18 protein-coding genes and 4 pseudogenes are annotated in these 22,975 nt (G+C 55.9%); 16 read left to right on the top strand and 6 right to left on the bottom strand.

The window, feature by feature from the left end:
• Position 1: 1 nt before the first annotated feature.
• The 5 genes and pseudogenes from ACFSQT_RS02675 to ACFSQT_RS02655 form a co-directional block, all read right to left on the bottom strand.
• Entirely contained in the window at positions 2-829 is an 828-nt protein-coding gene (locus tag ACFSQT_RS02675; RefSeq protein WP_379016872.1) for an ABC transporter permease, read from the bottom strand.
• Between the two features lie 5 nt (positions 830-834).
• Positions 835-1,662: an ABC transporter permease gene (locus tag ACFSQT_RS02670; RefSeq protein ID WP_379016871.1), complete on the bottom strand. Its 828-nt coding sequence runs from the start codon at positions 1,660-1,662 to the stop codon at positions 835-837.
• A gap of 67 nt (positions 1,663-1,729) precedes the next feature.
• Positions 1,730-2,812 (bottom strand): ABC transporter substrate-binding protein, encoded by a 1,083-nt coding sequence (locus ACFSQT_RS02665; RefSeq protein ID WP_379016870.1) that lies wholly within the window; start codon positions 2,810-2,812, stop codon positions 1,730-1,732.
• A 130-nt stretch (positions 2,813-2,942) separates the two neighbouring features.
• Positions 2,943-3,368 (bottom strand): annotated as a pseudogene (locus ACFSQT_RS02660) (transposase); the annotation flags it as partial.
• Positions 3,368-3,473, bottom strand: a pseudogene (locus tag ACFSQT_RS02655) (IS6 family transposase); the annotation flags it as partial. The pseudogenes ACFSQT_RS02655 and ACFSQT_RS02660, both read right to left, overlap by 1 nt.
• A gap of 101 nt (positions 3,474-3,574) precedes the next feature.
• Between ACFSQT_RS02655 and ACFSQT_RS02650 the strand changes: the two are divergent.
• From ACFSQT_RS02650 to ACFSQT_RS02590, 13 genes and pseudogenes are all read left to right on the top strand, one after another.
• A pseudogene (locus tag ACFSQT_RS02650) lies at positions 3,575-3,774 on the top strand (IS110 family transposase); the annotation flags it as partial.
• Between the two features lie 298 nt (positions 3,775-4,072).
• Positions 4,073-5,245, top strand: coding sequence for a M20 aminoacylase family protein (locus ACFSQT_RS02645; protein WP_379016869.1), 1,173 nt, complete (start codon positions 4,073-4,075; stop codon positions 5,243-5,245).
• Between the two features lie 275 nt (positions 5,246-5,520).
• Positions 5,521-6,678, top strand: coding sequence for a M24 family metallopeptidase (locus ACFSQT_RS02640; RefSeq protein ID WP_379016868.1), 1,158 nt, complete (start codon positions 5,521-5,523; stop codon positions 6,676-6,678).
• 386 nt (positions 6,679-7,064) lie between these two features.
• On the top strand, positions 7,065-8,321 hold the full coding sequence (locus ACFSQT_RS02635) for a sarcosine oxidase subunit beta family protein (protein WP_379016867.1): 1,257 nt from the start codon (positions 7,065-7,067) through the stop codon (positions 8,319-8,321).
• A gap of 15 nt (positions 8,322-8,336) precedes the next feature.
• Complete coding sequence (locus ACFSQT_RS02630; protein WP_379016865.1) at positions 8,337-8,603, top strand: sarcosine oxidase subunit delta; 267 nt, start codon at positions 8,337-8,339, stop codon at positions 8,601-8,603.
• Positions 8,600-10,684: a 2Fe-2S iron-sulfur cluster-binding protein gene (locus ACFSQT_RS02625; RefSeq protein ID WP_379016864.1), complete on the top strand. Its 2,085-nt coding sequence runs from the start codon at positions 8,600-8,602 to the stop codon at positions 10,682-10,684. Before ACFSQT_RS02630 ends, ACFSQT_RS02625 begins: the two co-directional genes overlap by 4 nt.
• Positions 10,632-11,642, top strand: a complete 1,011-nt coding sequence (locus tag ACFSQT_RS02620; protein WP_379016863.1) for an aminomethyl transferase family protein — start codon at positions 10,632-10,634, stop codon at positions 11,640-11,642. The genes ACFSQT_RS02625 and ACFSQT_RS02620 overlap by 53 nt, the downstream gene beginning before the upstream one ends.
• A complete protein-coding gene (locus tag ACFSQT_RS02615) occupies positions 11,635-12,141 on the top strand; it encodes a sarcosine oxidase subunit gamma family protein (protein WP_379016861.1) in 507 nt (168 codons plus the stop codon). Before ACFSQT_RS02620 ends, ACFSQT_RS02615 begins: the two co-directional genes overlap by 8 nt.
• Positions 12,142-12,805: 664 nt before the next feature.
• Positions 12,806-13,648: an ectoine/hydroxyectoine ABC transporter substrate-binding protein EhuB gene (gene ehuB / locus ACFSQT_RS02610; protein ID WP_379016859.1), complete on the top strand. Its 843-nt coding sequence runs from the start codon at positions 12,806-12,808 to the stop codon at positions 13,646-13,648.
• 83 nt (positions 13,649-13,731) lie between these two features.
• Entirely contained in the window at positions 13,732-14,397 is a 666-nt protein-coding gene (gene ehuC, locus ACFSQT_RS02605; RefSeq protein ID WP_379016889.1) for an ectoine/hydroxyectoine ABC transporter permease subunit EhuC, read from the top strand.
• Between the two features lie 3 nt (positions 14,398-14,400).
• A complete protein-coding gene (gene ehuD / locus ACFSQT_RS02600) occupies positions 14,401-15,069 on the top strand; it encodes an ectoine/hydroxyectoine ABC transporter permease subunit EhuD (protein WP_379016857.1) in 669 nt (222 codons plus the stop codon).
• The gene (gene ehuA, locus ACFSQT_RS02595) at positions 15,069-15,890 is read left to right on the top strand and encodes an ectoine/hydroxyectoine ABC transporter ATP-binding protein EhuA (RefSeq protein ID WP_379016855.1); all 822 of its coding nucleotides are present in this window, start codon (positions 15,069-15,071) and stop codon (positions 15,888-15,890) included. Before ehuD ends, ehuA begins: the two co-directional genes overlap by 1 nt.
• Positions 15,891-15,904: 14 nt before the next feature.
• Positions 15,905-16,000: pseudogene (locus ACFSQT_RS02590) on the top strand (IS6 family transposase); the annotation flags it as partial.
• 313 nt (positions 16,001-16,313) lie between these two features.
• Here ACFSQT_RS02590 and ACFSQT_RS02585 read toward each other — a convergent pair.
• Positions 16,314-17,474 (bottom strand): M24 family metallopeptidase, encoded by a 1,161-nt coding sequence (locus ACFSQT_RS02585; protein WP_379016854.1) that lies wholly within the window; start codon positions 17,472-17,474, stop codon positions 16,314-16,316.
• 1,328 nt (positions 17,475-18,802) lie between these two features.
• On the opposite strand from ACFSQT_RS02585, the gene ACFSQT_RS02580 reads away from it, so the two are divergent.
• From ACFSQT_RS02580 to ACFSQT_RS02570, 3 genes are all read left to right on the top strand, one after another.
• Complete coding sequence (locus tag ACFSQT_RS02580; RefSeq protein WP_379016852.1) at positions 18,803-19,966, top strand: M20 aminoacylase family protein; 1,164 nt, start codon at positions 18,803-18,805, stop codon at positions 19,964-19,966.
• An 88-nt stretch (positions 19,967-20,054) separates the two neighbouring features.
• Entirely contained in the window at positions 20,055-21,236 is a 1,182-nt protein-coding gene (locus ACFSQT_RS02575) for a M24 family metallopeptidase (RefSeq protein ID WP_379016887.1), read from the top strand.
• 482 nt (positions 21,237-21,718) lie between these two features.
• Complete coding sequence (locus ACFSQT_RS02570) at positions 21,719-22,972, top strand: methylaspartate ammonia-lyase (RefSeq protein WP_379016885.1); 1,254 nt, start codon at positions 21,719-21,721, stop codon at positions 22,970-22,972.
• The last annotated feature ends 3 nt before the right edge of the window (positions 22,973-22,975 follow it).

Genomic DNA, 22,975 nt, shown 5'->3' with positions numbered 1-22,975 from the left:
ATCAAGCCTTATAAACGCCCTGACCGATTGCTCGCTCAAGGCCAATAACGCGGTCCAGCACGACCAGTAAAGCGAATGTCAGCCCCATCAGGGCGACTGCCGCCGCAGCGATTGTGAGATCCAAATGGGACCTCATTAAACTGATTAGTGCAACAGGCAGGGTGTACGTATTGTAGTCGCACAAAAATATACTTATTGCGACGTCGTCCATAGAGAACGCAAATGCAAAAATCGAACCGGCCCAAATGCTGCTCCTGGCGAGAGGCAAGGTGACCGTGAAGAATGCCTGTCGCGCATTAGCGCCGAGGCTCAAAGCGGCTTCGCCCAGCGTTTCGCTTATGCCATTAAGTCCGTTCAATGTCATCCTTATTGTATAAGGCAATGCTATGATTAGATGTCCGGCGATAAGTCTAAAAAATGACGGGACTACATCCAATACAGAGAAAAACATAAGCAACGCGAACCCGACAATTACCCCCGGCATTACCAAAGGTGACAAAAACATAGTGGTTGTTACGTCACGCGCTCTCGGGGACATCTTGCTGATCGCCACTGCCGCCGACGTGCCAATAGTCGTTGCAAGAGCCGTCGTCGCAATCGCTAGCAGCAAGCTGGTCTGGAACCCTGACCACAAATAGGAATTGCTAAAAAGCCTTTCGAACCACTTTATCGACAGACTCGGGGGAGGGAACGGGCCCATGAACTCACGTCCGTCAAACGCCATGAACACGGTAACAATTACCGGAAACAGAAGAAATATTGCTGTTCCGCAGATAATCGCCCCTATGCACAAGACGAGAATGGCATCTGCATTTCTTTTGCTGAGCATTCTTTTCACCGCCGATCAAATGATGTGGCGATCCTGGACATGACAAAAATCAAAGCCAGAGAAAGAACCAACATAACAATCGAAATTGCTGCTCCACTCGGGTAATTTGCAACCTCACCGAAGCGGCTGTATATAAGATTTGATATAAACAGCACGCGCCCTCGGCCCAGGATCAACGGGATAACAAAGGCGCTGACGCCTATCGTCATTGACACCAGAAAAGCAGAGGCAAGCCCGCGGATGCACAATGGCAACGTTACCGTTAGATGGGTCGTGGCTGCCGATGCACCAAGGGACTGAGCCGCCTCTGCGAGGCGCGGGTTGAGATTTTGTATGGCCCCAATTAAAACCAATATTGACATTGGAATTGCGTAGTGGAGCAACCCCGCGATGACAACGAAGTCAATGTACAGATAGCTATTGGTATTTGTCCCCAGGGCAGACATGAGGCGCGCGAATATCCCCACTGAGCCGAAGGTCAAGTCAATCGAATAGACACGAACTAGAGCGCTCAGGAACATAAGGCCGATGAGGGTTGAAATCGCCGTCTTTCTTACTAACGGCGATGCGCGCCTGGCAACGCAATATGAGATCGGAAAGGCAATGAGAATTGCGATCGCTGCGGCGCAGAAGGCCAAAAGATAGGTCTGAATAAAGTATCGCGCATAAACCGGGAGAATGAGCTGTGTATAATTTACGGTGGTAAGCGGAGCTCCTTCCCTCGAGCCGATCCGCCCGGGCTCAAAGATGCGAAAGCTCTGGTCAAGCACCGCCAACATCGGCAGCACAAGGAATAGGAACAATGACACCACTGCGGGAAGCAGCAGCAGCATGTTGGTCCTCGTACTCCTCATCCACTCTCTCCGGATCTGCGTTCAGCTCGGGCAGCGCGATGTTGCCCTAGAGAAGAGGCACAATCTCCTGCTCCCATCGCTTCAGCCACGCATCAGCCTGCTCGGAAACATAAGCCCAGTCTGGAATGTGGATATACCGTTCCATTTCTTCGTTGTTGAAAATCATCGGCTTCACTTCGTCCGACGTTGTCGCTTTTACATTTGCAGGGATACCTGCAATGCTGCGGTTAAATTCCGTGTTGTTTTCTGCGTTGATGGCAAAGTTGGCGAATTCGAACGCCGCATCAGCATGCTTTCCCTTGAGTACGCACCATGCCTCCTGGTAAAGGAACGTCCGGAATCCTGTTTCGGGATCCATTTTGGTTAGGTATTTAATTTTGAAGTCTCGTGCCAGGCCAATCACGTAGGAGCCGCCCTGAAAACTTATGCAAGTTTCGCCGGAACTGATGGAATTCGTGATATCAGTATCTGCGGTAGCCACGCGGCCGATATTTCCGCTGCGCGCCAGCTCTTTCACGAAGTCCCAAGCCGGCTCCATGTTCCGTTCATCACCACCTCTGTGAAGCGCGAGGGCAACCATCTGTAGATTGGAGTTGCACGCCGGAGACGGAAAACAGACTTTACCTTTCAGCCGAGGGTCCAGAAGGTCATCAATCTTCCTAATCTCAAATGGAGCATTATCTTCCCGATAAAACCAGGAGATCGACACTATAGACCGAGGTATGTTTATGATATTCCCGGCACTATCTTTAATCAACAGCTTGGTTGGGATATCTGCCAAATTCGGTACCCTCTCGACCGTGACCGGCTCTGCCCATCCCTCCCTGGCTACTTCTTGGAGCACAAGGTCCCAACCCGCCAGAAGGTCTATTCCAGGGTTCGGCCATGTGGCCTTGATCTTGGGCAGGACAGCTGCGGCCCCGCCCGAATACAGTTGCCAATTAACTTGGATATCCTGTTTGGCCGCGATCAACTTGATCCCGTCGACGTATGATCCACCCCATTCAGTGGCCGTGATTGTGTCGGCGGCATACGCTCTGCTCGCCACCAACGGGCCGAGAGTGCTTAGCGCCGTAGCCGACGCTGCATCTTTCAGGAATTTTCGTCGCGATACCGGATCTTTAAACATGTCACTGTTCCCCTTATGTTTTGACGTAGTGGAATGAAGCGCTGTCGCAAACCCGCTTGACAAGAATATTTTCGATATTGCATCCATCTTGGATTCAGATCGCCAAAGTTAGCTCACGCCTTCAGGCAGTGCTGCGGTTCAGGATCACCGTTGCGGCTTCGTAGAGAAAGCCCTCGCAAATGACGGTCGTCACGCCGGGGATATGTGGCCGTCATGATCTACCTCTCCTGCTTGGCAGCGGGTCGTCAGACTAAGCTAAGCGCCAACAGAGCGGGATTTCTTGAAGTTGTTGGGATCTCAATGGCAGTGGCGAACGAGGTTGCGGTGATGGCGCCGATGCCAGGGTCGACATGAGCATGCGGCATGCCTGGCTCTGACGTGCCTCTGCGACGAGCTGGCGCCCAAGCTCGGCGGCACGGATGTCCGCGCCAGGCCTCCAACATCGGCAGCACGATGAGAGCAAGTTCCTCGTGATCGATAAGAAGGCGCCGAACGTTTTCATGATTCCACGAATCTGGTTGGAAAGTTCGGTGGTGATCCAGACCAGCGGGGTGCGTGGCGGGGAATGTGAAAAAGGTTGGCGATGGGATCGTGGATGGAGACGAAGCTCTAAAAGCTGTCGCGCTGACTTGAACCACTTCATAGTCCTCTCCCGCCGTCGAGCCTTGAACCGACGTCATGTCGCGGCCCTCGAGGAGCAACCTGCCGCCTGTCGGTTGGGCAAGCTTGGTGATGATGCGGCCTACCGTCGTCTTGCCGCTCTATCACGCGCTACGCGCGGAAGGGGTGCCAGCGATATCGATGCCCGCCATACCAAAGCTGCGCCCGATATGGCGCCGAATAAGACCGACGCGAACGACGCCGACGGTTTGGCGCATCTTGCAGAGGTGGGGTTCTTCCGTGAGGTGGGGGTGAAAGGATTTGATAGCATGCTGACCCGCACGCTCGTGGCGGCACCATCATCGCGAGCTGCGAGGAGCCGCGAGCAGATGTGGCGTGAAGTCGCCCGTCTTCAGAGTACAATGCCAGCTGACGTCATCCTGGCGTTCCCGAAGAGGGGCATGTTCGCGCAATCGCCCTTAAGTATCAGGGCGGGAACCAATGTTGGCAGTCTATCGGCAGCAAACGATCTTAATTCCAGATCATACCCATCTATACACGGAATTTGACGCTTCATTTCTGCAGGAATAGCGGGATGGGTGTATACCCTTCTGGGGTCGATTGGGCCATCCTGCAGGCCGTAGGTCAGAGAGGCGTCACATGCCCATTGTCAATCGCGTGGCGGATCTGCAACCGGATATCATTGGGTGGCGGCGAGATCTCCATCAACATCCCGAGCTTCTTTACGATGTTCAGCGGACCGCGGCTTTTGTTGCTGACCGTCTCCGTGAATTCGGCTGCGACCAGGTTGTAGAAGGAATCGGGCGAACAGGCGTTGTTGGCGTGGTCAAAGGTCAATTGACAAGCGGCTTGGAGGCCCCCCCGTCTATTGGACTAAGGGCGGATATGGATGCCTTGCCGATACCGGAAGCAACCGGCCTCCCGTATGCCTCCACGGTACCGGGAAAGATGCACGCCTGCGGTCATGACGGGCATACAGCGATGTTGCTGGGTGCGGCGCGCTACCTCGCTGAAACGCGAAATTTCGTGGGCAATGCCGTTCTCATTTTCCAACCTGCTGAAGAAGAGGAAGCAGGCGCTGCTGCCATGATCAAGGATGGGCTCATGGAGCGCTTCTCTATATCCGAAGTGTTTGGGATGCATAATTGGCCGGGAATGGCGATAGGCACATTCGGGATTCGGTCCGGTCCCATGATGGCGGCCTATGACGCCCTGGAAATCAACATTGAGGGCCGCGGGGGACATGCGTCCACGCCGCAAGACTGTATAGATCCTGTGCTTGTGGGTGCCCAGCTCATCACAGCGCTGCAGCAAATCGTGGCCCGAAACATTGATCCACTCGAAGCGGCAGGGGTTTCAATCACCGAATTTCACGCTGGCACCATGCCAGGCGTCATTCCTCAGTCAGCAGTCCTGCGGGGTTCTATACGCTCACTCTCGCCTGAAGTGCACCAGCTTATCAAAACCCGCCTTGCCGACATTGTTGCCGCAGCGTCCCAGATGAGCGGCGCGAAACTGGAGTTGGCGTTCACGGGCGGAAGCCCTGTCACTTTCAATCATGCCGAGCAGACCGAATTCGCACGGAGCATTGCTCGGAAAGTAGCTGGCGATGCAAACGTTTCGGAAAACCGACCAGTCATGGGAGCAGAAGACTTCGCTTATATGCTCGAAGCTCGCCCAGGCGCGTATATCCTTTGTGGCAACGGCGATAGTGCTGGTTTGCACCACCCGGCGTACGACTTTAATGACGATGCCATCCTTTACGGGACATCCTACTGGATCAGACTTGTCGAGACAAAGCTCGCGGCGTGACCGCATCCCGCTCCGAAGCTCCGTGGCTCAGACGATGCGGGCGGCCCCTAAAGCGATCTAGACGCTAGATGGGGCCTATATCAATACAGCATTTGACCGGTTCCACTATGCCTCCTCATATTCGTTCCAAGCGGCACAAGGGCTCGCCGTCATGGAATTCGGGCAACTAGATGGTCCTTTATCCGCCTATAAGCGTGTTTGTAAAAACTAAATCTAAAACACAGTCGGCCCAAAGGGCCGCTATTAATAATTTCACTCAATGGGGGGAGCCCGAGATGGATCAATACGCCATTTCAGCACGTATTGAGCATGAGCGTCGGATAATAAAGGTCAAGCAGGCCTGCCGGGAGCGCAAAATTGATGTAGCTGTATTCACAAGCCCGGAGAATATCTATTACCTTATCGGTCTTGATTATGAGGGTTATTTTGCCCTTCATGCTTTGCTCGTGTTTCCAGATACTGGGTCAATTTTATTCGCACGCTACATTGAGGCACCGACGGTTTCTCGGCAGACTACAGGCGTTGAATTTGCTGGATACACTGACACGGATGATGTCTCCGCGCTAATAGCGGCGAAAATTGTCTCGTCTGCAGGGGAGGACGCGCGCATTGGGCTTCAGCGAAACAGTGCCGTTACGGCTAAAATTGACGCCCCCCTCCAATCGTATCTTCCCAAAGCTCATATCACCGATGCATCGGGTTTAGTAGAGAGTCTGCGAGAAGTAAAATCGCCCTTCGAGTTAGAGCAGATAAGGCGCGCTGCGGAGATTTCAGATCTCATGATTTCCACCGGTCTGCGTGAAGCCGGTGAGGGGGTGGTCGAAAACACTGTTGCTGCCAAGATCTACAGTGCGATGATCGCTGCGGGAGGACAATGCCCAGGCTTCCCCCCATTCCTGAGATCTGGGGACAGGATATCAGAGCCACACACCTCGTGGACCGACCAGCCTCTCAAAGATGGTGCTCCGCTTCTTCTGGAATTGTCGGGCTGCGTAAATCGCTATCATGCGCCGATGGCGAGGTTTGGCTACATTGGTTCCGCATCCGCGTCAGCCAAGCGATTAAGCGAAGTGAGCCACCAAGCCCATTTGGCCGCCCTGGCCGCTCTTAAGCCCGATCGTGTTGCTCGCGACGTTTATTCCGCTTGGAAGGCATGCCTTGACCCTGCGAATGTTAGCCCCCGAGCCCCTCACTGCGGATATATGGTCGGCCTTTCCTTTCCACCCACTTGGACTGGCGGCCCTGGCGTGCAGAGTTTGCATGAGGCGAGCTTGATGCCAATCCGCGAGTCGATGGTATTCCACCTGCTGACCTGGGTAACCGATGGGCAGAATGACCATTTTCTCTCTGACTGCGTTGTCGTCGAAAAGGCCGGTGCCGTTTTTCTAACGAAAACTCCGAGAGCGATTTTCGAGATCTGCCAAAAGAATTGATCGGTCGATATTTTCACTTGGCGGGCTACGCAGTGTCCATCTCGGCGATCTCCAGTTCGACACGGAGGTTGTGGAAGAAGGAGGTCAGCCTGTGGCTTAGCAGCGGGTGATCCAAGAAACGATCTCATTTCGACTGCGTCGTGGCCATCTTAAAACGCGATGGCACCTTTCGAGACTCTATGTTGGTGTACCATAGCCCGAATGGCGCATACAGGTGGAAGTGGTCCAAATTGACGGCCCCTTGAACACAAAGTCGAAACCCTGTGCCGAAAAACAATTTCCGTCTTGCGCCGGGCCGGGGCGCAAATCTCTATTCATCATCAAGCGGGGCGCGGAAAAACTCTGCAGTTCTTTTCGTCTGCTGCTCATAAGATAGCGGGTTCGGCATGCACGGCTATTCGGTTTTCTCCATTCTGCGCAATGGCCTCACGGGGCAAAAGCACTGGCCTCTCGCCTGGCGCGCGTCCAACCCGAAGTCGAACTATGATGTCATCATCGTGGGCGGCGGTGGACACGGGTTGGCGGCCGCGTTCTACCTCGCCGAGAACCATGGTATACGTAATATAGCCGTCGTTGAGAAGGGTTATATTGGTGGCGGTAACGTCGGCCGGAATACAACAATCATTCGGTCCAACTATTTGCTCGACGGCAACACCCAGTTCTATGAATTTTCGTTGAAGTTGTGGGAGGACCTGTCGCGGACGCTCAACTACAACGTGATGTTCTCACAGCGCGGTCAGTTAATCGCTGCCCACTCGCCTGATCAACTCGACGCCTTTAGTCATCGCGCCAACGTGATGCGGCTGAACGGGATCGACGCGGAAGTGCTCGACCGAGACGAGGTCCGGCGGATGGTGCCCTATCTCGACTACTCGGAGACCGCGCGCTTTCCGATTTACGGCGCGCACTGGCAAAGCCGCGCTGGAACGGCGCGTCACGATGCAGTGGCCTGGGGATATGCGCGTGCCGCCGATGCCCATGGTGTCGACATCATCCAGAATTGCGAAGTGACGGGCTTCATCCGTCAAGGTGAGCGTATAGTTGGCGTTGAAACGACGAGGGGGCAAATCGGCGCTGGCAGGGTTGGGCTTGCCGTGGCGGGGCACACCTCGACGTTAGGCCGCAAGGCAGGCCTCGAACTGCCGATCGAGAGCCACATTCTTCAGGCTTTCGTGACCGAACCGATCAAGCCGCTTGTGCATCAGACGGTTGCTTATGGTGCAGACCATTTTTACGTCAGTCAGTCTGACAAGGGCGGGCTTGTATTTGGTGGCGCGCTTGACGGCTACAATTCATATGCCCAGCGCGGCAATCTTGGCATCGTGCGCGACGTCGCCGAGGCGGCGGTCGCCCTGATGCCCTGCATTTCTCGCCTACGCATTCTGCGCCACTGGGGCGGGGTGATGGACATGACGCCCGACGCCAGCCCGATCATGTGTCCAACGCCGATCGATGGCCTCTACCTGAATGGCGGTTGGTGTTATGGCGGCTTTAAGGCTACTCCCGCCTCGGGTTGGTGCTTCGCCCACACACTCGCCACAGGCTCACCTCATCCGCTTATCGCCCCATACGGCCTCGACCGCTTCCGCACTGGACGCACCATCGACGAAGCCGGCATCGGCCCGTTCGCCTGGCTGCAATAATAGGACTGACCCCAAGTGCTGCAAATCAAGTGCCCCTGCTGCGGTCCGCGCGATCACGATGAGTTTCGCTATGCCGGCGACGCGTCGGTTCCTCGTCCTGCCCAAAATGATCCCGATTTCGAGCGATGGTACCGTTACGTGTTCGTGCGAGACAACCCGGCAGGGATCCATCGGGAATATTGGCAGCATGTGATGGGCTGCCGGCAGTGGCTAATCGTCGAGCGCAATACCGTCAATCATAAGATCCTTTCAGTGAATTTCAGCAGGGGAGCGCTGGCATGAAGCGGCTGAACAAACACGGACGGATCGATCGTTCGCAACCCGTTGCATTTACCTTTGACGGCAAGGCGATGACGGGCTTTCGCGGGGACAGCCTGGCGTCGGCCATGCTTGCCAACGGAGTTAAGATCGTTGGCCGGAGTTTCAAATATCATCGGCCGCGCGGAATATATACGGCTGGATCCGAGGAGCCGAATGCGCTCGTGACTCTAGGAACCGGCGGACGGCGCGAGCCAAACCTGCCGGCAACCACGGTGGAACTGGTGGACGGCTTGGTGGCAGAAAGCCAGAATCGCTGGCCATCTCTGAAGTTCGACGTACAAAGCATCAATAGTTGGTTCTCGCCGTTCTTAGCGGCCGGCTTCTACTACAAGACCTTTATGGGACCAACTCGGCGTTCCTGGATGTTTTACGAGCACTTCATCCGCAAGGCGGCAGGACTCGGCCGCGCCGGGGAAGAGCGCGATCCTGACAAATACGAAGTCCGTCACCTTTTCGCCGATGTGGCGGTGGTCGGGACTGGACCGGCGGGACTGTCGGCCGCGCTTGCTGCAGGGGAGGCAGGCGCCAAGGTCGTGCTCGCGGAGCAGGATTTTATCGCCGGCGGCTCCCTTTTATCAGAGCCTGCGGATGGCCAAGCTGGGGCTTTGCTTGCTGGAATGTTGGCCCGGCTCGCAGACCTGCCAAATGTTACCCTCATGACGCGCACCAGCGCGTTCGGCACCTATGACGGCAATGTGCTCGGGCTTTTGGAGCGGCACAGCTCAAGATCCGCTGACCCGAGACGAGGTGAAGCGCGCCAAACATTGGCGCTTTTGCGCGCCAAATCGATTGTCTACTGTACGGGGTCGATCGAACGTCCGCTCACCTTTGCGAATAATGACAGGCCCGGCATAATGCTCGCCTCGGCAGCGCGCACCTATCTTAATAGATACGGCGTGCTTGCGGGCAAGAAGGTGCTTGTCGCGGCTGATAACGACAGCGCCTACAGCGCGGCCTTCGATCTTGCAGCGGCTGGGGCGAAAGTCACGATAGCTGATAGCCGGAGCGAGCCTGCGCATCAACTTCTGGAGCAGGCGCGCCGCGGAGGCGTTGCCGTCCGCGCGAAATCGACGATCGCGAAGGCTCTTGGAGGTCAAAGTGTCCGTGCGGTGATGCTTTTCGAACCCAGCGGTAGGCATACGCTGGAATGCGATCTGTTAGCGGTTTCCGGCGGTTGGTCTCCAACGGTGCATCTGACCTCTCATCTGGGGATCAAACCGGTTTATCGAGAAGACATTCGGGCCTTCGTTCCTGGCAAGCTCGGAGCGGGGCAGTTCGTGGCCGGTGCAGTAACTGGAAACTTCACCCAGGGAACTGCCGTCGACGAGGGGCATCGTGCAGGGAACGAAGCGTTCACGTTCTGCGATGCAACGAGATCATCGCAGGCGCGGGTCCAGCTTGATCCTCCTAAGACTAATGCCGGACTTAGCGTAGCGGGAGATGAGAACCTAGGTTTGCTGGCAAAACCCCCTTTGTCTCCTCCGTCGGAGGATGAAAGGTTCTCAAGGCAGGTTGGCGACGGGGTTGGCAGGAAGATGGACCTTGCCCGAGGCAAGGCGTTCGTCGACCTGCAGATGGACGTAACCGTGAAGGACATAGAGCTGGCGCATCAGGAGGGATATCAGTCCGTCGAGCATCTTAAGCGCTACACTACCCTGGGGATGGGCACCGATCAGGGAAAGACAAGCAATTTCTACGCGCTTTCCGTAATGGCCGGCTTACGCGGCATGGCAATCCCAGAAGTTGGCACAACGACTTTCCGGCCTCCCTTTACGCCGGTCGCCGTCGGGGCGCTGGCTGGGCTCAGTCACGGCCATCATTACAAGCCGTTTCGCCGAACGCCAATGCATGACTGGCATGTTTCCAATGACGCGGAGATGCTCGAGACCGGCCTCTGGATGCGACCCTGGTTTTACCGCGCTTCTGGCCGCGACGTGAACGAGGCGTATGTCGCGGAAATGCGAAATGTGCGGGGGGGCGGCCGGCCTGATGGACATTTCGACACTTGGCAAAATCGCTGTTCAGGGGCCGGATGCGGCTGAATTCCTTGACCGGGTCTATGTTAACGGCTTTGCCAAGCTGCCGGTCGGTCGCGCGCGTTACGGCGTAATGTTGCGCGATGATGGCATCGTCTTCGACGACGGCACTGCCACGCGGGTTGGCGGCCAGCACTTTTTTATGACGACATCAACCGCTCGGGCCGCGGACGTAATGTCTCGGCTCGAATTTCTGCTCGATACCGCCTGGCCGAACCTGCGCGTTTCGGTAACCTCGGTGTCCGACGAGTGGGCGGCGATGTCGGTGGCTGGTCCCAAGAGCCGCGATATCCTCGCCGCCGCCTTTGCCGATTTGGACGTGTCCAATGACGCATTGCCGCATATGGGTCTTCTTGAAGGACGGTATAGAGAAAGGCCCCTTCGCATCATTCGTCTCAGCTTTTCGGGCGAGCGGGCTTATGAAATCTATGTGGGGGCGACCGTAGGCAGGGAAGCATGGTGTCATCTGTTGGATGCCGGCGCGCTCTTCGGCCTCAAGCCCTACGGTATTGAGGCCTTGGGCGCTCTGCGGGTCGAAAAGGGTCATGTCGCCGGGCCGGAGATCGATGGCAGGACGACGCTCGACGACCTCGGGCTACGCCGCATGGAGGGCAAACGCAGCGGCTTTGTCGGCGAGGTACTTGGTCGGCGCGAAGCGTTCAGCGACCCTGAGCGGCCACGGTTGGTCGGGCTGCGTTGCGTTGAGGATGGCAAGCGGTTGCGCGGTGGCGCGATACTGTTCAGGCCTAACGAACCTGGTCAGGGCCATGGGCTCGGCCGTATTACTTCGACCACATACAGTCCCACACTCGACGCGTGGGTGGGGTTGGGGCTGCTGGCCTCCAGCGCAGCGCAGGAGGGCGCCGAGTTTATCGCTCATTATCCCCTGAAAGGCGAGGCGGTGCGAGCCCGTGTAGTCTCACCCACATTCCTCGACCCGAAGGGAGATTGGTTCCATGGCTAATGGTACTAACCAACCCGGCTTCGAGATAGCGTCGCAGGATTGCGGGATCGTTCAGTTCCATGGCTGGGACGAAGCCATGGCCCGTTTTGAGGCCGACCTCGCGACCAAGCTCGGCGGGCAGCTCCCCACGAAGGTCGGTAAGACCGCATACAAAGACGGCAAGTTTGTTATGCGGATTGCGCCGAACCGGTTCTGGCTGCTCTCCGATGCACCGCCGCCTCCCATTGATATCGATCCTGAGCTCGGCTGTAAGCTCGCGCTTGGCGAAGGCAGGGTGCGTCTTCGGCTTTCCGGCCGAAACATCAAGCATGTGTTGGAGCGATGCGTCGTTGTTGATTGGGACTCTCTGCCAGAGGGGGAGGGGGTTCAAGTTTGTTTTCATCGCGTGTCCGTTCTGCTGTTGCGCACCGGGTCGTCGCAGTGCGACCTCTTCGTCCCGCGCAGTTTCGCGAGAAGCCTAATGGATTGGATTTCCAACGTCTCCGCCGCTATCAGATGATTGTTCGCCTTCTGAGATAGAGATCCGCCGTCGACCCCCTTGCGTCAGCGGCATGGCATATCAAGTCAAGCGGCCCGCTCAGCTACGCAATTTGCCCAAACTGACTATCGTGCTGCGCTCACCCCTTGTTCAATCCTAAGCTAAAGTCGTGGCGGGAATGCCGCTTAGATTAGGTTCAATTGTTTTTTGGAGCGGACCTAAACGTAGCCACCGACGGCTGGGCCGCGGCGGGCAGTTACATGAGACCGGCATTCCGACAGTATATTCTCAGGAATTGCGGAAGACACCGAGTAAGACCAACAGATCGACCAGAGATCTGTAGTCGACACGACATAACTCTTATAATTTTCTATGAGGATAATCGAAGCGGGAGGAGGCTCAGCCCTGAACTTGACCTAATTAGCTTCTCAGCCTTTCCGTGATAATACCGCTGAGGAACCGGGAGCGGGCCTTTTTGCGTCTCGAATGAACGAGTCATCTCGTATTAAGATGGCCACAATATGATCACTGCATTTGACTCAGCCCCCCGCCCGTCTGATTCTCCGGCCATGCAGAGTTGGCCGCTCAGATGAAGCGTTTCGTGGGATTGCATCGGTATCCACCGATGCGGACCACATGCATCTCTGCTCCGTCCGTGGAAACCACGCAATAATGGGAGCTTGAAATGAAGGCAATCATAACGACATTTGTGGCCACCATCGCACTGAGCGCTATGGCTGCCTCTACAGCAGCATCCGGTCCACTGAAAGACCGCGTCGCTGCCGGCCAGTCGATTCGCATCGGCTACTCTAATGAAGTGCCGACCGCATATTCAGCGGCGGACGGAAAGCCTACGGGGTTCGTCAACGACATCACCCTCGCTGTCTTAAAGAAAATGGGTTATGAAAAGATCGAGCCGGTGCAGACGGAGTGGGGCGGTCTTATCCCTGGCCTGAATGCGGGGCGTTTCGACATCATTACTGGCGGCATGTTCATCCTGGCCGCGCGATGCGAGAACGTTAAGTTCTCGGAGCCGATCTATAAGATGGGAGACGCTTTCCTCGTTCCGAAGGGCAACCCAAAGGGCCTTGTCAACTATGAACACATTCATGACACGGGTGCCACGATGGTCACTGGGTCTGGGTATGCCAACATCGCCCACGCAAAAGCTGCGGGCGTCGACGCGACGAAAATCATGGAGGTGCCAGGCCCTACCGAAATCTTGGCTGCTATGCAGGCCGGGCGCGCAGACGTAGGAGCAGGCACGCCAATTCTCGTGAAACAGCTGGCCGATAGCAGCGGTGGGAAACTGGAGGCGACCAACTCGGCGGCGATGCCTAAGGATTCGTTCAACTGGGGCGGCCTCGCCTTCACTAAGGCGGATCAAGACTTCGTAGACGAATTCAATGCGGCGCTGAAGGATTATGTAGGCTCGCAGGAGATGATGACGGCGGTGGCCAAATACGGCTATGATAAGGATTGGTTGCCGGGCGAAGCAAAAACCGAATGGATCTGCGCTAACCGTTAGACTTTAGCATGGTGGGCCGGCTTCGCCGGCCCGTCATCTTTTGGGTCCTGCACCCACCGGACCCGAGGAAAGACTTGATCGGCATGTCCTATTTTGAATTCGCCTTTAAATACGGGGATCGGATTCTAAGCGGCACGCTGGTTACGGTAGTGCTGACTATCCTCGCTGCGATTTTGGCCGTCTCAATCGCTGTGGCGGTCGGGTTGATGCGAATGTCAACGAATACGCTGACCCGAGGTTTATCCGCCATATATATTGAGGTTTTCCGCGGCACCTCTCTCCTCGTGCAACTTTATTGGATCTTCTTCGTGTTACCGCTCTTCGGCATAACGCTGGAGAAATTCACGGCGGGTTTCATAGCCGTCGGCATGAATCTCGGCGCCTACGGAGCTGAACTCGTGCGTGGCGCGATCCTTTCCGTCCCACGAGGTCAATGGGAAGCAGCGCTTGCAATCAATATGTCTCCAGCCAAGCGAATGCGACGGGTCATCCTGCCTCAGGCCGTCGTGATTATGTTGCCGGCTTGGGGCAATCTGCTGATTGAGCTACTGAAGGCAACCGCTCTTGTGGCTCTCATCGCCGTGACCGACTTGATGTTTGAGGTGAAGCAGATCAATGGAACGACATTCATGTCGGTGCAGGCGTTCGGTACCGCGCTGATCATCTACTATGTCATTGCGCGCTTCCTGATAACGCCGTTCATGCGCTGGTTCGAGCGATCAATGCTGCGGAAGATGGGAAGGGCCTGAACCGTGTTCGATTGGCGATGGGACTTCACCTGGGATATTCTGCCCCGCCTGATAGTCGCCACAGGGAACACCTTGCTGGCGGCCGGTCTGGGATATGCCATCGCAGTTGTGCTTGGCTTAGCAATCGCCCTTTCGCAACGCACGCGCTCCCACGGGGTTACCGTGGCCGTGCGCGAGATCGTGGAATTTATCCGCTCGACGCCGCTCGTGCTGCAGATTTTTTTTGTGTTTTATGTCGGCCCTCAGTTCGGACTTACGCTCTCGCCTTGGGTCGCAGGGATGATTGCGATTGGCCTGCACTACGCTGCCTATCTCTCGGAGGTCTATCGAGGCGGAATCGACAGCGTGCCCAAGGGGCAATGGGAGGCCGCGACCTCACTCAACCTGTCAACTCGGCGCACCTATTTGCGCGTTATCATTCCCCAGGCGCTGCCGCCATCGCTTGCCGGCATGGGCAACTATCTTGTGGGAATTTTTAAAGACACGCCGATGCTCTCCGTCATCGGCGTCACCGAGCTCATGCACACCGCGAATGCAATCGGCTCTGAAACCTATCGTTTCCTCGAGCCCTACACGCTGGTGGGTCTTATATTCTTGGCCATCTCGCTTCCCACCGCCGCCGGTATACGCCTCTTCGAGGTGTGGATCCGGGGCAAACTTGGAATGAACTGATGCTGGGGCAATCTATGTCCGATTTTCCGCTGGAACTTCAAGGCAGCGCCGTGCCAATGGTTAGTTTCAAGCAAGTCTCAAAGAGCTACGGCAACCTGGTGGTGATGAATGCGCTCGATCTCGACATCGCCGAGGGAGAGATGGTCACAATCATTGGTCCCTCAGGATCGGGAAAGACGACCGTTCTCCGCATGCTTATGACACTTGAAACCATCAACAGTGGCGTCATCTATGTCGACGGAAAGCCGCTCACACATATGCGGAATGGCAACAATCTAGCACCCGCCGATGAGCGTCACCTGCGCAAGATGCGTTCTAAAATTGGCATGTGCTTCCAGCACTTCAACCTGTTCCCTCACATGACGGCTCTAGAGAACTGCATGGAAGGTCCCGTGCATGTCCTTGGACTCTCGAAGAGGGAAGCACGAGAGCGTTCGGAGGAATTGCTGGCAATGGTCGGCATGGCCGACAAACGCAATCAGCATCCCTCTCGTCTATCAGGTGGCCAGCAGCAGCGCGTCGCGATCGCTCGCGCTCTTGCCATGCGGCCAAAAGTGATGCTGTTCGATGAGGTCACGTCGGCGCTCGACCCCGAAGTGATCGGCGAAGTAACAAGCGTGATCAGGAAGCTCGTCTCCGAGCAAAACCTGACAATGCTCATGGTTACGCACCAGATGGGGTTTGCTAAGGATATATCTGATCGCGTATGCTTCTTCTACGGCGGCCACATCGAGGAACAAGGGACACCGAGTGAACTGTTTGGGAACCCAAAGAAGGAACGCACTCAGCAATTTTTGAGTGCGGTGAAGGAAGCGGTGTGATTTCTTTTGCTTGCATCGAGATGGTTCACATGATGCGCAAACGACAGGCGAGGTTTGCCTACAATCCACGTCCGTCGATCGCCGAGCAGTTCGAGATCCTCGCCGCCTGAATGATAGCGTTAAAACGTCTCCTCGTGACCAAAGTCAGGATTTGCGACAGAACCGGCGGCGCGGCAGAGCCGCAAACGTGCTCGCTTCCATCGTCGAGGGCTGCTCATAGCTAGAGACTTCATTCGCCAAGCGTCCACCTAATCCAAGCGGACACTTAACGCCTCAAGGTACGCGTCAGTAGGCGGCCTTGGTCGTATGCCTATATGCCTACGGCAAATCGATCTGTCCAATTGCGCCTGAAGAAATTGACTTGCCAGCGCGTCTCCGGGCAGACAGTCGGTGCGCAGGGTGGCGCTCCGCAGAAAGCAAAGATCAATGATTTATCAGCATATCCCGCGGCATACTGCTGAAAGAATTTGCCCCATTTTCGGTTATTCGAACGGTCTCACTAAAGATGTAACCGTCCGTTTTTTCCCAGATTCCAATAAGAAGATGGAAGGTCATATTGGGCAGAATTTCAGTCTCATCTCCCTCCATGAAGCTCGGGCCACCATCCACCCAGTCGAGGCCGATGGAGTAGCCAATCCTAGACTCTTTCCGGACTCCACGGGGGCCAAACTCGCGCCGAAAAGCTCGCTCGACATCGCTGCTCTTAACTCCAGGCCGCAACGCTTCAAAGGCAGCAAGCCACCCGTCCCGGCAAGCTTCGTGCACGTAGCGTGACCGAGCGGATGGTTCACCCAAAAATATGCTCCGTGACATGGCGCAGACATACCGATGGCGGAAAGCACCCATCTCGAAATTGGTCTGGCAGCCCATCTTGTAGGCCCCGTCGCCCCACTTACTATGGCATTGGTTTGCAGGTGCGCCGATCGCCATATTTGGCATTGAAATAGGACCAGGGCCGCCTGGAATTTCAGGCGTGCCGCTGGTCAAGGCATGCTGCACGGCAGCTGCGACGTCGCATTCGCGCACTCCAACTGCGATCAGACTCCGAGCCTCTTTCATCGCCCTATCGACGATTTTTCCCGCCTGCTCCATGTAAGTGAGTTCAGCAGGCGATTTTATTGCCTTCAAAGTGGAGACCAACCCATCAGCGTCGATAAATTCCGCCACACCCAAGCTCTTGCTCAAAGCGGCATATCCCTTAAACCCTAGCATTTTGCCGGAAATCTCGACCCCGATACGCGTCGATTTTGTGCGATCACGAACGAATTCCCCAATGGGCTGCCACGCCGTAAGTTCTTTGGAACCGATGTATTTTTCTGCGTAACTAAGGATGCGTGATTCCGGAAGATACGACTCGACCGCTGCGCCGTGAGTATCGAGTTCGCGCATAATGAGCCAAGGATCTTCTTCGTCCTGGCAGATCAAAGCAACTTGCGGAACGTAGTCAGAATATCCCGCATATCCAGTCAGATAGTTCAAATTAGACTCTTCTAGCACGAGCAACGTATCAATTCCTCGATCGGCCATCTTTTTGCGAAGTCGAGCTGTTCGTGCACGATATTCGTCCAGACCAAATGCAGACATTGGCAGTTCTCCATCTTTATAAATGACAATCGTACGAGCAATCAATTCAACCACAACATTGTGCTGGCGTTGCTACAGCTGGCTATGATTGCCTGCGGCATCTGTCGGAAGTTAGAGTGTATTTGGAATCTCGGACGGCACCGCATCTCACCATCATCTTTAACTCTACTGTCGCCAACTACACGGTCTCTAGATGAGGCTACCGATGCCAAGCTGGGGGCTGGACTGGAGCAGCGGCGTCACTCAGCTGCCCCAATCTTTAAGTCGTGAGCGCACATCGTTCCTCTCCGCGTGTACTTCTACTACCGATTTGTGTCCATTGAGCATCTTTTGAGAGAATGCCGTCGTCAAATACTGATTTTGCACCCTCGTCATCTGGAAGCGAGATGGTCGCAAATGCCGCCGAGCCGGTGTGGTTAACGACAGCCGCTACCTGCCCCCCCCAGTGACCCGCTATCGCCTTTTCGTTGATTTGATCTGACCGCGCAGCCCTCTTCAGCGTAGGCAACAGCCGCGTTTCGAATCGGGACAATCAGCTAATGGGAACTCGGCGGATGAAAGCAGCAGCTCCGACCCTTTTCGCGGCACGACACCGTCCGTCGGCATCGACCTTCTTGAGAGCGTTATGCTCAAAGCCAGGGACGGTCGCGACCATGAGCCATTTTCTGACTCAACTCAGTCACTGCGACCGACGTGCTGTCCTGATCAAGGCAGAGGCATTCGCTCCATTTTGCCATCGCGATTTGGAAAGGCTATGGCCGCAAATAGGGATGAATGGCTTTGCCCCCGTCTTGTAATGCAAGTCCTTTTAATGCCGCGGTGCGGGAGGAGCTCCATACGCTTTTGCGAATAGGGATCGCCCTATGAACTGCCTCCTCGTAGAGCCGGCGCGCTACACCCGACGCGCCGCTCTTATCTTGTCGAGATGAGTTCGAAGAGCACCACTACGCTCACCAGCGCGGTTCGCGTCGCGCCGCTTCCCCACGTCATCTGATTCGATCGTGCTATACAAATGCGGCGTAGCCAATCAGACTATGGCAGGAACAATTCAGGCGAGGCAATGCGAACCACACCTAATTTGTCGGGACTGTGGCGTCGGCCCCATCTCGCGGCGAGATGAGGACAATCCAAAAACTGGATTTGACCCAAGGTCCCGGTCGATTAATCCTCGACTGTACGAAACGCGAGGTCGTATGCAACTTTCGGCCGAGTTTCCCTCCGCGCTTGTTCGAACGCCGATTTATAACGGGATAACAAGGACTAGACACCGCAGACTGTAGGCAGCGAAGTTGTGGCGAGCGGTTGGAGATTCAGAATGGATGTTGCATATGCGCAGTATTGAAGAGTTTCGGGGGCTGCGCAACGAGGTCGCCGACTGGCGTCACTACCTCCATCAAAATCCAGAACTCGGCTACCAAGTTCACAACACGGCTAGGTTTGTTGCGGAGAAACTGGCGTCGTTCGGCATCAACCATATCGAAACCGGGATCGCGGAAACAGGTGTTGTCGCTGTCATTCAGGGGGTCGGCGGAGAAGGACCGGCTATTGGGCTCAGGGCTGACATGGACGCCCTGCCCATCACCGAGGAGTCCGGTAAGCCGTGGACTTCTACCGAGGTCGGTCTCATGCATGCATGTGGGCACGATGGCCACACTGCCATGTTACTCGGCGCTGCTAAACACCTCGCGGCGTCCCGAAACTTCAAGGGGACAGTTGTACTGATCTTTCAGCCGGCGGAAGAAGATGGCCGGGGTGCCCAGAAAATGGTGCAGGAGGGCCTCATGGAGCGTTACGGGATCACCCAGGTCTATGGCATGCACAACATGCCAGGTGTTGATGTCGGGACGTTCGCGATTTGTGACGGTTCGATCCTAGCCGCCCTTGATGAGTTTGATGTGATTATCAAGGGGAAGGGGGGGCACGCGGCCTCGCCCCACCTGACTGTTGACCCGGTGGTCGTGGGAGCGCAGATTATCGTAGGCCTCCAGAGCCTTGTGTCCCGCAATACCGACCCTACCGAGGCTTTGGTGATCTCGGTCACGCGGTTCAATGCGGCCGACGCTTATAATGTGATCCCGAACCAAGTTGTGCTGGGTGGTACGGTCCGGAGCCTGTCGCCGACGTTGCGCGATTTTGCGGAGCATCGGATCAAGGCATGTGCCGAAGGCATCGCCAATGGATTCGGGGCGGCAATCGAGTATCGCCACCGACGCCTCGAGCCTCTCACGTTTAACCACGCCGAGGGCACTCTCCGGGCACTCAAGGCGGCCCGTGGTCTGGTGGGGGAGAACTCCGTGAACGACAGGACCAAGCCTTTGATGGGATCCGAGGACTTCGCCTACATGTTGGAAGCTCGTCCGGGTGCCATGATCTTCCTTGGCAACGGGGCGACGGCAGGCCTCCATAACCCTTCTTACGATTTCGACGACGAGGCGCTGCCCTACGGGTTGGGCTACTGGGTCAACCTAGCCGAGACGATTTTGGCCGCCTGAGGCAATGGGATATCGACGGACTGCGAGCTAAGCCGTGCGGGCGTTGTTGTGTTTGAAAGTCCCCATTTGGAACCAGACGGTGGAAATTATGAGTGCGGAAAGTTTACGGTTTGAGCTAGCAGAATACAGGGACCGTCTCGGCAAAGCCCGCCAGGCGATGGAACAGGCGGGTCTCGATCTGTTGGTCGTGACAGACCCGTCCAACATGAACTGGCTTACAGGGTATGACGGCTGGTCTTTCTACGTTCCCCAGTGCGTCGTGGTGTCCAAGAACAATGACCCCCTATGGTTCGGCCGTGGCATCGATGCCAACGGCTGCCGTCGCACAGCGTTCCTTTCCGAGGATCGGATCAAAACCTATCCTGACCATTACGTTCAGAACGACGCTATTCATCCGATGGAGGTGCTTGCCGAAATCATCACCGTGGAGGGTTATGCGTCGGCTACCATCGGCCTGGAGAAGGACAACTACTTCTGTACCGCGCGCGCGTTTGAAGCCCTGTCGGCATCCCTCCCCAACGCGAAATTCAAAAACGCCTACCGGCTGATCAACTGGCAGCGGATCATAAAATCGCCGCGGGAAATCGAATATATGCGGGGCGCGGGCAAGATCGTCGGGGCTATGTACGAGCGCATCACGGAAGTACTCCGGCCAGGCGTGAAACAATCCGATATCGTTGCCAGCATCTACGACGCTGCCACGCGTGGTGTGGATGGATTTTGGGGTGACTATCCTGCTGCTGTGCCGATGATCGGCGCCGGCGCAGACGCCGCAGCACCCCACCTGACCTGGAGCGACAAACTGGTACGGGCCAACGAGAGCATCTTCTTCGAACTCGCAGGCGTCCACAAACGGTACCACAGCCCGCTTTCCCGGACGTACTTCCTGGGCCAGCCGAGCCAGCAGATTCTTGACGCTGAGAAGGGTGTCCTAGAGGGGATGGAGGCCGGCCTGGAAATGGCCGTTGCCGGGAACACCTGTGAAGACATTTCGAACGCGTACACGAGCGTTCTCGCGAACTATGGCATCGTCAAGACGAGCCGCTCAGGCTACTCTATTGGCCTTGCCTATCCACCAGACTGGGGCGAGCACTCGGCAAGCTTCCGGGAAGGCGACCAGACCGAATTGCGTCCGGGCATGACGTTCCATTTCATGACAGGAATCTGGAATGACGATTATGGAATCGAGATCACCGAGAGCATCCTGATCACCGAAGGGAATGCAGAATTCCTCGCTGACGTTCCCCGAAAGCTTTTCGTTATTGATTGATAGTGATCCGAACCGAATTCATGGCCGGTCAATCCGGATATTGAAACGATGAATCGCCCATCTTCGACCACTAGCGTTCTGGCGGGAAAACGCCAGGACGCGGATCATGATGCTTGAAAAGAACGGGCTATCTCTCGTTTGCTTCTGCCGGACCCTGTGTAGTGGCTATGAGATTTGTGAAGGAGCATCTGATGCGTCGGATGGACCAACTCTGCGCACACATCTGCGGTCAAGGTGGTTCAGGTCATCAAGGGCCAGGTCAGCTGGCTCAAAGGAAACTCCAGCGTACCGTTTTTTGGGATTACTCCAAGACTTTGGTGCTTAGGACTCTTCTTGAGGCGGGCGCCGGCCATCTGAAAACGCGATGGCACCGACCCTGACTTTATATTGGCGAACTCAATGCCAAGTGACGCATAGTTGAACAGTTAATGGTGGACCAGATCTGGCCACAAATGTGTTTGGAACAAATCGAGCGAAACAAAGTGCAGATCACAGATGTCCTGCTCGCGCCCGGCAACGGCGCATTCTTTTATGACGACCAGGAAGCCATTAGGTCCGGCGCATTCCAGGACGGCTTCATCTATGTCGGAGCACCGACAACGCCTGGGTTCAAGTCCATCCGCATTCCAGCATCTTCGCTCAGCGTCGGGCTCGTCCTTGCTGACGACACCATTGTGTGGGGCGACATGATGAACGTTCAGTATTCTGGTGCCGGTGGACGCGATCCTCTGTTCGACGTCAATCAAATCTCAAGTCTAATATCACGCTTGGTTGTACCGCGTCTTCTTGAAGTTGATGCCTCACGGTTTCGCGATTCTTGCACGAAAGTTTTTCAGTCGGTTGAACATCGGCGGCTACCTCTAGCGGTAGAGTATGGCGTCAGCCAAGCTCTTCTTCGCGCAGCCGCTCATCTCCACCGCATGACGATGGCAGAGATAATATGTGCTGAGTTTAACTTGCCGGTGCCTCAACGGAAAGTCCCGATTTACTGCCAGAGCGGCGATGCTCGCGAAATCAATGTAGATAAAATGATATTGAAAGCCGTGGATGTGCTCCCCCACGGCCTGATCAACTCGCGGCAGAAATTCGGCGTCGACGGCCAAACCTTCATTGAGTTCGTGACGTGGGTTGCAACCCGCACGCGCGAAATCGGCCACCCGGGCTATCATCCAGTGCTGCATTTCGATGTGTATGGCTGGATCGGCCAGGAGATCGGCCTCGAGCCGCAACGGATCGCCGACTTTATCTGCAAGGTTGCAGATACCGTCCCGGATTTCAGGCTCAACATCGAGTCCCCGGCGGATTTTGGTTCGACGCAAGCTCAAATTGAGAATTACGCCAAGATCGTATCGATCTTGGACAACCGGGGTTCCAGCGCCCGCATTGTCGTGGATGAGAGATGCAATACGCTTGAGGATATTCGGCTCTTTGCCGAAGCCAAGGCTACGCATCTCGTTCAAATCAAGACGCCCGATGTCGGCTCAATTGCCGACACAGCTCGAGCCGTTCTCCTTTGCAAGGAAAACCAGGTCGGAGCGTATGTCGGGGGAAGCTGTACCGAGACAGACCTCTCCGCCCAAGCCTCTGTCCACGTGTCGGTGGCGACCCAGGCCGACATGATGCTTGCAAAGCCCGGAATGGGTGTCGACGAGGCATTCTCAATTGTTGGGAACGAACAGAATCGATTGCTCGCGATGCTGAACCGTCGTCGGACTCAAAACGAAAACGTGGGATGAAAA

The organism is Mesorhizobium calcicola (assembly GCF_042682105.1).
Lineage (GTDB): Bacteria > Pseudomonadota > Alphaproteobacteria > Rhizobiales > Rhizobiaceae > Mesorhizobium > Mesorhizobium calcicola.
Note: the sequence above shows the minus strand (reverse complement) of the source record. Positions and strands in the feature narration are given on the sequence as shown.